Annotated in this window: 9 protein-coding genes; 6 read left to right on the forward strand and 3 right to left on the reverse strand. The window is 46.9% G+C overall.

Annotation, left to right across the window (positions count from 1 at the left end):
* Window positions 1–15: 15 nt before the first annotated feature.
* Both ACF8EG_RS21875 and ACF8EG_RS21880 read right to left on the reverse strand, forming a co-directional pair.
* Window positions 16–801: an ABC transporter ATP-binding protein gene (locus ACF8EG_RS21875; RefSeq protein WP_020841411.1), complete on the reverse strand. Its 786-nt coding sequence runs from the start codon at window positions 799–801 to the stop codon at window positions 16–18.
* A 52-nt stretch (window positions 802–853) separates the two neighbouring features.
* Window positions 854–2944 carry a TonB-dependent siderophore receptor gene (locus tag ACF8EG_RS21880; RefSeq protein ID WP_031850980.1) on the reverse strand — a complete coding sequence of 697 codons (2091 nt, stop codon included), beginning with the start codon at window positions 2942–2944 and terminating at the stop codon, window positions 854–856.
* 145 nt (window positions 2945–3089) lie between these two features.
* On the opposite strand from ACF8EG_RS21880, the gene ACF8EG_RS21885 reads away from it, so the two are divergent.
* The 6 genes from ACF8EG_RS21885 (at window position 3090) to ACF8EG_RS21910 (ending at window position 11508) form a co-directional block, all read left to right on the forward strand.
* Window positions 3090–4916: an ABC transporter ATP-binding protein gene (locus ACF8EG_RS21885; RefSeq protein ID WP_005499711.1), complete on the forward strand. Its 1827-nt coding sequence runs from the start codon at window positions 3090–3092 to the stop codon at window positions 4914–4916.
* A 260-nt stretch (window positions 4917–5176) separates the two neighbouring features.
* The gene (locus ACF8EG_RS21890) at window positions 5177–6211 is read left to right on the forward strand and encodes a DUF4118 domain-containing protein (protein WP_175423239.1); all 1035 of its coding nucleotides are present in this window, start codon (window positions 5177–5179) and stop codon (window positions 6209–6211) included.
* Window positions 6208–6906, forward strand: coding sequence for a response regulator transcription factor (locus tag ACF8EG_RS21895; protein WP_025442991.1), 699 nt, complete (start codon window positions 6208–6210; stop codon window positions 6904–6906). The genes ACF8EG_RS21890 and ACF8EG_RS21895 overlap by 4 nt, the downstream gene beginning before the upstream one ends.
* A 141-nt stretch (window positions 6907–7047) precedes the next feature.
* Complete coding sequence (locus ACF8EG_RS21900; RefSeq protein WP_069505723.1) at window positions 7048–7701, forward strand: TrkA family potassium uptake protein; 654 nt, start codon at window positions 7048–7050, stop codon at window positions 7699–7701.
* A gap of 1 nt (window position 7702) precedes the next feature.
* Entirely contained in the window at window positions 7703–9067 is a 1365-nt protein-coding gene (locus ACF8EG_RS21905) for a TrkH family potassium uptake protein (protein WP_021484042.1), read from the forward strand.
* 395 nt (window positions 9068–9462) lie between these two features.
* On the forward strand, window positions 9463–11508 hold the full coding sequence (locus ACF8EG_RS21910) for an EAL domain-containing protein (RefSeq protein ID WP_069505724.1): 2046 nt from the start codon (window positions 9463–9465) through the stop codon (window positions 11506–11508).
* 67 nt (window positions 11509–11575) lie between these two features.
* On the opposite strand, the gene azu is transcribed toward ACF8EG_RS21910, so the two are convergent.
* The gene (azu, locus tag ACF8EG_RS21915; RefSeq protein ID WP_005463034.1) at window positions 11576–12028 is read right to left on the reverse strand and encodes an azurin; all 453 of its coding nucleotides are present in this window, start codon (window positions 12026–12028) and stop codon (window positions 11576–11578) included.
* Window positions 12029–12098 lie beyond the last annotated feature (70 nt).

Here is a 12098-nt window from a genome sequence, read left to right on the forward strand (position 1 = left end):
TGAGAAATCGAACCATCATGCACATACCACCGCCACCTTCTGGCTAGCAAGTGTTTCCGCGGGCGTTGGATGGTCAATGAGCTTAATTGGTGATTCGTAAAGTGCAGACAAACGCGCTTCATCAAGCAGCATTTCGGCGTTGCCTTCAAAGGCAATTTGACCTTTTTTGAGCGCAACTATGTGGGTTGCGTAGCGCAATGCTAAGTTCAAATCATGCAGGATCACGATAATGCCTACGTTCTCGGTTCGATTCAGCTCTGCCAGTAGCGCCATCAGTTGAAATTGATGGTGAACATCGAGCGCGGAGGTCGGTTCATCTAGGATCAAAATCGGTGATTGTTGAGCCAACAGCATAGACACCCAAGCGCGTTGGCGCTCACCGCCCGATAAATCGTCCGCTAATGCTTGAGCAAACGGAGCTACGCCAGTGCGAGCCATGGCTTCAGCGATAATCTGTTTGTCTTCAGGTTTCCAACGACCAAGTGCGCCACGCCACGGAAAGCGGCCTAAGCGCACTAGCTCTTCTACCGTTAAACCAGCCGAGGAGGGCAGCTTTTGTGGCAAATAGGCTATCTGCTTTGCCAGCTCTTTGGTTTTGAGTGATGAAAGGGAAGTGTCGTTTAATGCTACCGTGCCTTTATCTGGTGACATTTGACCAGAAAGCAGGTTTACCAGTGTCGATTTGCCTGAACCGTTATGGCCCAAAACGACAGTTAGTTCATTCGTTGGGATGTTAAGTTGGTCGATGCCGAGGATCTGACGTCCACCTCGAACGATCTCAATATTAGACAGTTGAAACATGGATGGCTCTCAGGAGAAAACTCCCCTCAAGAGAGGGGAGTAGAAAGTTCAATTACCAGCGGTAGTTTGCGTTTAGCATGACAGAGCGAGACTGGCCGTAGTAACACCAGTAATCGCAACCTGATAAAAATTCTTTATCCAGAATGTTGTTCACGTTTAGCTGTGCTTGCCACTGTGAAGTGATGTCGTAAGTGACCGACGCATCCCAAAGAGTCACTGAAGGAACGGTTAGGTTCGAGCTCTTAGGGTTATCTTTAGACTCGCCCACATAACGAACACCAGTACCGATGTTTAGGCCTGGAATTAGGCTGTACGCGCTGTAGTCTACCCATGCCGAAGCTTGGTGTTCAGGAATAAGCGCGGCTTGTTTTTTGCCTTTGCCAAAGCTTTCGTCTGTTTTTGCTTTGGTGTAGGTGTAGCTTGCCATCAGTTTTAGATCGTCGGTTAGCTGCGCCGTGCTTTCAAGCTCAATACCTTGAGAAGTCACTTCACCGGTTTGTGTCGCGATCCATGTTGATGGGTTGGTCACCAACGCGTTCTTTTGCGTAATGTCGAACCATGCCAGGTTGATAAAGCCATCCATAAAGCTTGGCTCATACTTCACACCCACTTCTACTTGCTCGCCTTCTAGCGGTTTGTAAAGTTCATTGGTTGCCGCATCAATGGTGCTGATCACTTCAAACGACTGAGAGTAGTTTGCGTAAGGTGACAAACCATTGTTTGCAAGGAACATCACACCCGCGCTGAGAGACAACTGACCATCATCACGAGATTCGTTTTGATCAACGCCTGCGCCTTTGCCAGCGTTTTCTGTTTTTACCCAGTCGTAACGAGCCCCCACGTTACCAATCCATTGTTCATGCAGTTTCAATTGGTATTGCGAGTAGACACTTGCTTGAGATTTCTCAATCTCACGTTTCACGTTCTTTGAAGGATCAAGTGGATTGAAGTTACCGTAAACTGGGTTCCACGGGTTGATGGTGCCAAACGCGTAGTTGTCCTGTTCGTCGCCATCGGTTTTGTGGAATTGCAGATCCATACCGACGAGCACTGTGTGTTCTGCGTTATCTGTCATCCAGTTGCCGACAGCATTGTTATCGAACGTGATGCTCTGGTTTTTGCCGTCACGGAATACGATGCCTTGCGTTAATTCTTCTTTCGCCGGATCGTTGTTTGAGAATGCGTAAGAGCTGCGCAAGTACAACTCATTCGAACCGTAGTTGAGGTTTTGCGAGAATGACCACGTGTCATTGATGTCGTGCTCTAGCAAGTAACCTAGAGAGAACTGTGTGCGTTCGTATTTATCGTAGTTTGGCTGACCAAGGTTAGTCGAAGGATCGATTTTGCCAAAGTTAGAACCAATCAGAGTACCTGCCGCTGGGAAAAATGGGTTGGTTGGCACACCGTCATCACGAAGGTAAGTAGCCAAAACGGTCAGCATTGTGCGGTCAGAAATGTCGAACTCGACGCTTGGCGCTAGATAAAAACGCTCGTTGTTGGTGCCGTCCAGTTCGCCATCTTGGCTTGTCATCAGGCCAACCAAACGGTAGCGGATTGTGCCATCGTCGTTTGCTTCATCAGCAATGTCAAAACCCACAGACTGGTGTTGGTTGTTGCCCACTTCGACTTTTACTTCGCCTTGAGGCGTAAACGTTGGCTTTTTCTGTACTGCATTCACGATACCGCCTGGTGCCGATTCACCAAACAGAATAGCTGATGGGCCTTTAACTACTTCCACACTTTCTAGACCGTAAGGTTCGACCAACCATGTGTAGTAACCGTCGCGGAATAGGCGGTTGCCGTTTAGGTAAGTCGCAGCATCAAAACCGCGAACTTTGAACCAATCGGTGTCGTTGTCGGCGCCATAAGGCTGAGCGGTTACGCCAGATGTGTAGCGTAATGCTTCGTCCAATTTTTGCGGTGCACGAACGCGAAGTTCGTCTTCAGAGATAATAGAAACGCTGCGTGGTGTTTCTGCCGCTGGTGTTTCTACTTTTAACGCTTGTGCTGTGACGGTGATGGTTTCCATTGCGGTAACGTCATCTTGTGCGTTCGCCGAAAGCGCAACCACTGCTACTGTAGGCGCAATCGCACAAACCATTGCTTTACGGATCGCAACGGTCAGTAAGTTATTTTTCGTCATAAATACATTTCCGATAATTATATTTAACAAGAAGCTTAATTGTAATTATTATCATTTGAACTTTTGTTTCGGTATTTTACTGACTTTCGTATCAAAAGATAGTAAAACGTCCGCAAATTTATTCGCGGTAACCAAAGTAGTTGTTATGTTTAATTGGTTTGAAAAACTGACCCAACCCTTTCCCCAGATGGAAACCGAAAAGCCACCGAAGACGCTTTTTGGCTTCTGTCGCTTTTACACTCGTGGCTTTGAAGCCCCTTTACTTGTCATGGCGATATTCAGTGCATTGATTGCGGTGACGGAAGTGACGCTCTTACGTTACATGGGCGAATTGGTGGATATTCTTGCCAACCAAGACCGTGCAACATTCTGGGCGGATCAAGGCGATCGCATGATGATGATGGTGTTGCTTGTTGTCGTTGTGATGCCGTGTTTAGGCTTTGTGCACTCGATGGTGATGCACCAAACGTTATTGGGTAATTACCCGATGTCTATCCGTTGGTTGATTCATCGTTACTTGCTGAAACAAGCCGTTGGCTTTTTCCAACGAGACTTTGCAGGCCGAGTCGCGACCAAAGTGATGCAAAGCGCGTTAGCGGTACGAGAAACAGTGATGAAGCTGGTGGATGTACTGGTTTACATCAGCGTTTATTTTCTGTCGATGATTTGGATGATGGGCGAAGCAGATGGCTTGTTGATGCTGCCGATTGTGGTCTGGTTAGGCATTTATGTTCTGATTCAGTTCTACTTTATCCCACGAATGAAGCAGGTTGCGACAGATCAAGCGGACGCTCGCTCGGTTATGACTGGACGCATTGTGGATTCTTACACCAACATTTCTACCGTGAAATTGTTCGCGCACTCGCAACGAGAGTTGGAATACGCAGAAAGCAGCATGAAGCAGTTTTTGGTGACGGTTTACCGCCAAATGCGCATGGTGACTTGTTTGCTGTTCAGTGTCGATGCCATCAACTATTTATTGCTTCTGTCTATCAGTGCTATCTCCGTTTACCTCTGGTTAGACGAAGCCGTGACGATTGGTGCCATTGCGATTGCCATCAGTATTGCGTTGCGTGTGCAAGGTATGTCGAAGTGGATCATGTGGGAAGTTAGCGCGCTGTTTGAAAACATTGGCACGGTAGTGGACGGCATCAATACGATTTCAAACGACGTTGAAGTGAAAGACGTGCCAAATGCCAAGCCTCTGCAAATCTCGCAAGGTGAGATCTGTTTCGACAACGTAGGTTTTAACTACAGTGACGAAAAGGCGGTATTTGAGAACTTGAACCTGACCATCAAACCGGGCGAAAAAGTCGGTATTGTCGGTCGCTCTGGGGCAGGTAAATCCACGTTGGTTAACCTGTTGCTGCGTTTTTACGATGTGAATACGGGTAAGATTTGTATTGATGGGCAGGACATTTCGCAAGTCGAACAAGAGTCGCTGCGTCAACATATCGGTATGATCACGCAGGACACTTCTTTGCTACATCGCTCAATTAAAGAGAACATTCTTTACGGTGATCCAAGCGCTTCAATGGAGGCTGTGATTAACGCCGCTGAAAAAGCACACGCGCATGACTTCATCCAAACGTTGAAAGATGAACAAGGCAATGCCGGCTACGATGTTGAAGTGGGTGAACGCGGTGTGAAGCTGTCTGGTGGTCAGCGTCAACGTGTGGCGATTGCTCGCGTGCTGCTGAAAAACGCGCCAATTTTGATCATGGATGAAGCAACGTCTGCACTTGATTCAGAAGTAGAATCGGCAATTCAAGAAAACCTTGAAGTTCTGATGGAAGGAAAAACAGTGATTGCGATTGCTCACCGTTTATCAACGATTGCCGCGATGGATCGTTTGATTGTAATGGATGACGGCAAAATCATTGAGCAAGGCTCACACCACGAGCTGCTGCAATTGGGTGGCGTTTACGCTCAGTTGTGGAAGCATCAAACCGGCGGTTTTTTGTCTGAGTAAGATGCTGCCAAACAGCTGCATCTAAATGATACTAAACGAAAGGGGAGCAAATGCTCCTCTTTTTTATGTCTGCCGTTTATACCGAGTGAGTAGGCGTCAATGGGTGACGTTTACTTGTGATTATTCATTAAGTTAGGCCAACTTAATGATGGTTATGTCTATAACTCACTGTCGTTCTTGCATTTTTTACGCTTTTTTTACGCGAACTCCGAATGGGCTTTTGCTAAAGTTTCTGCATCGAATTTTGGTTGATGTACTTTATGTTTGCTCATTGGCGAGATAACACATTTCTCTTTTCTGCCATCGTGATTGTTGGCGCGGTTGTGGCCTCATGGCTGTTGGACCAATTGTTTGGCTCTACAGCTGCGGTCCTGCTGATTTTGCAGTTAGCAGTTGTGGTGGTGGCGTTTCAATGCAACTCGCGATTCGCTTATGCGGCGGCGGTGATCGAAGCGTTGAGCTTCAACTTCTTTTTCACGACGCCTCGTTACTCTTTGCAGATGCTTCGTCCGGAAGACATTTTTAATCTAGTCGTGTTTATGGTGGTGGCATTTATCACCAGCACTTTTGCAGATCTTTATCGTCGCCAGCAGGGCGAGTTAAAACAAACCAAGCTGCAAAACAGCATCCTGCTATCGGTGTCCCATGACCTACGCACGCCGCTGGCAACCATTATTGGAACACTGACCACACTCAACGAGTACATGCCCAAGCTCAATGACTTAGAGCGTAAAGAATTGCTCGACAGTGCGACTTCAGAAAGCCACCGCTTGCATCAATATATCGAGAACCTCTTACAGGCGACTAAGCTCCAGCACGGTACATTAAAAATTACCAAAAAAGACGAGTCGATTGCAGATATTGTTCGGGATGCGGTTTCTCGTTTGCCGAATTACACCGAGAAAGTGTCCATGAATATAGATGATTCCGTTGGTCATTTGTCAGTAAGTCGTTCGCTCATCGAACAAGCGATTTTTAATGTGTTGGATAATGCCATGCGATTTTCACCAGAGAATGAATCTGTTGAGGTTTCACTTTCTAAGCATGGTTCGTCGTGCGTGATTGATGTTCGGGACATGGGGATTGGCATCAAAGCTGAAGATGCGGAAAAAATATTCAACCTTTTCTATTCCGGCGTGAACAACAAATCGGCCGATTCAGGAACCGGAATGGGACTCGCGGTTGCCAAAGGCATCATCACCGCACACCAAGGAGAGATTCAATCTATGCCAGTATCAGAAGGGACGCTGATCCGCATTCGACTTCCACTCAATCAAGGAGCAGAGCAGGCGTGAGTTACAAAGTTTTAGTCGTGGACGATGAGCCTCGCATTCATACCTTTATTCGAATTTCGCTGTCTGCTGAAGGGTTTGATTACATTGGCGCGAGTACCATTGCAGAAGCCAAAGCGTGTTTCGAAGCGCATTCGCCGCACGTCATTCTGCTAGATTTAGGCTTGCCCGACGGCGATGGGACGGAGTTCCTCACTGCGCTTCGTCAGACCTATAAAACGCCAGTGCTAGTGCTGACAGCTCGCGATCAAGAAGAGGAAAAAATCCGCCTTTTAGAAGCGGGTGCGAATGATTACTTGAGCAAGCCTTTTGGCGTAAAAGAGCTCATCGCGCGCATCAAAGTGCTGGTTCGAGATTTGGTGGATGAGCAAACCGTCGCTGATGAGCTGGTGGCTGGCCGAGTCAAAATCATCAAAAGTACTCACCAATTTTGGTTGGATCAGAGGGAAATTCCACTCACCAAGAAAGAGTTTTCTTTCATTGAACAATTGATTCTCAAGCCGGGAAAACTCATTGAGCAAACTCATTTGCTAGCGGTGATTTGGGGAAAAAGTCATGTCGAAGATACTCACTACTTACGCGTGCTAGTGAGTCAACTACGCAAAAAACTGAACGATAGTGCTGACGAACAGCGGCTATTAAAAACCGAGCCGGGGCTGGGTTATCGTTTAGTGCTTGAGACGTCCAAGCACCACTAAATTCCAAATTTAATCAACGTTAATGCCAAGGTTTAGTGCTGGTTATCAGCACTCGAACAGGATTCGTGTTGCCTATTTTCCGCGAGTCTAGCCCTTAACGCATTAGCATTTTCTATACATAAAACACAGTTAGGTATTGATATGGCTCACTTTACAGTAATTGGTTTAGGGCGATTTGGCGTTGCCGCCAGCTTAGAACTTATTCATCTTGGACACACGGTAACGGGGGTGGATAGCGACCCGAAAATCGTCGAAAAATACGTCGAAGAGTTAACGCAAGCGGTCATATGTGACGCAGCAGACGAAGGCGCACTCAGAGAGTTAGCGTTAGCGAACAGTGATGTGGTGTTGGTGGCGATTGGCGAAGACATGCAAGCCAGTTTGTTGTGTACGCTGGCGCTGAAAAATTTAGGCGTGAAATCTATTTGGGTCAAAGCGAGCACCAAAGCACACCACACCATCGTATCTAAGCTGGGTGTACAACGCATTATTCATCCGGAAGAGGAGATGGGCGTAAGAGTCGCGCAGGCACTCAACTATCCGATGGTGAACAACTATTTGGAAATGGGGCATGGTTTGTATGTGGTGGAAATCCACGTTAAATCCAATCTGCACGATACGCCGCTTTCTAAGTTGATCAGCCGAGGCAGTTACAACATTCAGCCTATCTTGGTGAAGCGCGAAGAAGCCGTCTACACCAATATCAATGATGAGTTTGTGCTTAATGAGTTCGACACGCTGTTGCTTTGTGGTAGTCGCGCTGAGCTGAAATACGTCGCTCCAAGGTTGGTGTAACATGGTTTTGTGGCATCCCTCTATTATCCCAATCGAGCGAAAACCTAAAGCGGGTAAAAAATTGTTGGGCGCACCGCCATTGATACTTAGCCTCAGTTTTGCGTGCTTGATCATGCTCGGCACAGTTTTACTCAAACTGCCGATTGCCACCACAGAGCCCATCACTTGGATTCAAAGCCTGTTTACTGCGACATCGGCCATTACGGTGACGGGATTAGTTGTGGTAGACACGGGCACGGCGTTTACGCCTTTTGGGCAAGTGGTTATTGCTTTCCTGATTCAATGTGGTGGCCTAGGTTTAATGACGTTTGCCATCGTGACTTTGCTGGCTCTGGGCGGAAAAATAGGCTTTTTGGAGCGAGCCGTCGCGAGAGAGGCGTTCAACCAAACTGACTCGTCGACACTCATTGCCACTGCTAAATCTGTATTGATGTTCGCTCTGCTCGTTGAACTTATTGGTTTCACTATTTTGAGCGTTTATTGGAGTGAAGAGCTGGGCTGGAAAACCAGTCTGTTCCATGGTTTCTTCTACACCATCAGTGCGTTTAACAATGCAGGTTTTGCGTTGAGTGCCGATAGCTTAATGCCTTACGTGGACGACCCGGTCGTTAACTTCACCATTACCAGTTTGTTTATTATTGGTGGTTTAGGCTTCTCGGTTTGGATTGACTTAAAACGCAATCGCCGTTGGCACCGACTCACCGTTTACAGTCGAATGATGATCTTAGGCACGATGATCATTAACGTGGTGGCACTTATCGCGATTTACCTGATTGAATATGACAACCCCAACACGCTTGCCCCGTTGAGCGAAGCAGGGAAATGGTGGGCATCGTGGTTTCAAGCGGTGACGCCAAGAACGGCAGGGTTCAACACTTTAGCTATCGATCAGTTGGAAGATGCCACAACGGCGATCATTCTGGTGTTGATGTTTATCGGCGGTGGATCATTGAGCACGGCAAGTGGTATTAAAGTTGTGACATTTATGGTGTTAGTCTTGGCAACTTACAGCTATTTGCGTCGTGATGAAGCAACCTATGCCTTTCAACGCGAGATTCCCAAAGAGACCATCAGCAAGGCATTGGCGCTGACTCTGATCTCGGTGGGTGTGACTTGGTTTGCCATCTTCACGCTGTTACTGACAGAGAAAGCGTCTATGTTAGACATTATGTTCGAAGCGGTCTCGGCACTGGGTACGGTTGGTTTGTCGCGAGGCTTAACGGGCAGTTTGTCCGAACCGGGTGAGTTAGTGATCATCTTCATGATGTTTATGGGACGATTAGGCCCCCTTACTTTGGCGTACTTCTTAGCCAGTCCTAGAAAGAAAAAAGCGCGTTACGCGAGCACTAAACTGGCAATAGGATGATGAAACCGATGCGGCGGCAAAGCATGTGGATGGCATGCTTTGCTGCTTGCTTGTGCTTAGCATTATTACTAAGTTGTTCATCGAAAGTTATATAAAAAGAGGAACAAATGAGCTTTATGAGTAAGTGGTAATTTCTGTAATAACCATAAGTTATGTATGCCTTTTGTTTGTCGTGAAGGTCAATAATCTCATTGGATCGAGCGATGTATAGTCGCTAAATTAAGTTGGCAACTTTTCCGTGCTGTTATTGGCATTTAGTACCCATTGTTTGACCTTAATACGAAAAACGACATTACCCATCAACAATGTTTGCCTGAGTTTCGGCTGTTGTATTAACGGCTGCATTTTCTGCATTTTCTGCAGTTGAAGATAACTACTTTACAAAAGAACTCTCCATGCAAACTCGCCGCGAACTCTTCTTTGCCCCTTTTCAGCGTCTGGCTGTAATCGCAGAGCAATGGCGAGCTGGGTCTAAATCTTACTTAACAGACTTAGCTTCAATCGCGTTACTGCTTCTCCCACTGACATTATCCAACGCGCTGGCTATTCTACTCGGTCACGCATTTCGAGTGGCGGGCTTGGGTGATGTTTCCTTACTGCTTTTCCACCTTTCCGACATTTTGATCAACCTATATCCCACGGCATTTTGCGTGGTTGCTGCATATTATTTGTCGCACAAAGCCAATGTATCGAGCGTGGTGCTTATCATTTATTCGCTGATCATGTTCTATTTGGTGTCGATAGAAAATGAAAGCTTATCCGCGACGTATACGTTGCCCAATAACTCTCTGCTGGCGCTGATCAGCGCCATGATGTCGTATTTGTACTGCAAACATTTGAGAATTCAATTGCTTGAACCCCAAGCACTGGACTTTACTTCTCGGCTGTTTAAAGACGTTTTGCACTTTTTCGTATTTGTTCTTGTCGCGGTAAGCCTGTCTCACGTTACTGCGGCGATCATGGTGTGGTTTAGTGGTGCAGTGCGCAGTATCGGCGTCGATCCTTTAACGCTTGAAGGCGGTTTAATCTATCAAACCGTTTTGGGGTTGCTAGGGGCGACGGGCATCAATGCTCACAACATGTTGTTTGCCATCAAGCAGCAGATATACGCCGCGACCGAAGCCAATATGGCCGCTTGGCAAGCTGGCGAAGCATCGCTCAACGTTATCAGTCAAGGTTTTTACGACGCCTTTTTGTCTATGGGCGGCTCGGGAAACAGCGTCTGTTTGCTTCTGTGTATCCTGATTTTTGCCAGAGAGCGCAACCACATCATGTTGGCGTTGGCGGCTGCGCCATTGGTGATGTTCAACATTAATGAAGTGTTGCTGTTTGGTTTGCCGATCATCTTTAACCCTATTCTCATCATCCCATTTGTGCTGGTGCCTTTGGTGAGCTTCGTGATCACCTATGCGAGCATTGCGTCGGGTATGATTGACCCTGTCGAGAAGATCGTGAATTGGATGACGCCGCCGTTGATCAGTGGATATGTAGCAATGGGAAATCATATCCAAGGCACAATACTTCAACTGATAGTGATCGCGGCAGGAGTATTGATCTATCGACCTTTTTATCTTGCTTATGCTGGCAAACACGCGAGTCAATTCGGGCTGAACAATGCTTTGAATGGTATTGAACAATCGCTGTTTAAGTCTCTGCTTAATAGCGTGAAAGATTCAAACATATACAGTATCAACAAATCATCAGCTCAGAAGCGTTTGACTTCAATTCTGCGAGAAGGGGAGCTGGTTATGTTTTATCAAAAGCTACAATCGACTCATGAAGAGAAAGTGTTCTCCTATGAAGCGCTGATTCGTTACATAGACAAAGAGGGAAAACTGTGCCCTCCAACGTTCATCAGTGACTTCCAAATGCTAGATGCCATGCCGCTACTTGATAAGTTGGTCATCGAAAAAGTGCTGTCGGACATGAAAACAATGTCGTTATCGCCGTCACGTCGAGTTGCGATCAATATTTCGGTTTCGACGATCGAACAAGCGGATTTTGTTCAGCACTTACAAGGGCGACTTGAGCACTATGGCGTGTCCCCAGATTGGTTAGAAATCGAGATAACCGAAGAGGCGGTGCTAAACGATAAAGTGTCGTTGACCAATACGATGATCGCGCTGCAAGCGTGTGGTATTCGCATTGCAATGGATGATTTCGGAACGGGTTATGCTTCGTTTCCGCATTTGCTCAAATATCCGTTTGATAAGATCAAGCTTGACCGTTCATTACTGCTTGATGCCACAGGCGAAAAGGGTCGCGAGTTATACCGAATCGTGGCTAAACTCGGGCACATTGCCAACTGCGAAGTAGTAGCCGAGGGCGTAGAAACTCAAGCCGAATATGAGTTCGTCGCGCAATGTGGCGTCGACAAAGTACAAGGTTTTTATCTGGCCAAACCGATGCCGATACAAGACTTATCGGATGAGAGAGCATGACCGGATTCGCCTAGTAAAAAGGGAAGCACGCGCTTCCCTTTAGTCACACTCAAATTGAATTCAAAGATTATTTGAACTCAAATTTACCCTGCATGATCGCCCAGTGACCAGGGAATGAGCAGAAGAATGAGTAATCACCGCCAGCCGTCATTTTTTCCGTGCTGAATGTAATGCTGGTGCTTTCACCGCCACCAACGACTTTCGTGTGAGCGTAAACGCGCTCGTCGTCTGGCTTCACGTAACTGTTATCTGCGCCAGCAGACATGCCGTCAGTGCCTACCGCTTGGATGTTGGCTGTATCTGCGATGACAACGTTGTGACCCATAGATTGCGCTGGCATTTTACCAGTGTGGTTGAGCGTTAGCGTTACTTCTTTACAAGTTGCTGGAACACTCAATGTTTTGGTCGAAAACTGCATCATATCGTTAGCATCAATAGAAACCTCACACTCGGCACTGGCTTGTGCGCCGAAGCTCAATCCTGCCAGTGCCAAGGTTGCTGCTAATATACGTAAAGACATATAACACTCTCCATTTTGTTGTTTTGGGCTGACTTGGACTTTTTTGTCCAATAGTTCTCATTATCAGCCA

This window comes from Vibrio sp. YQ_11 (genome assembly GCF_043103065.1).
GTDB classification, from domain to species: Bacteria; Pseudomonadota; Gammaproteobacteria; order Enterobacterales; family Vibrionaceae; genus Vibrio; species Vibrio parahaemolyticus.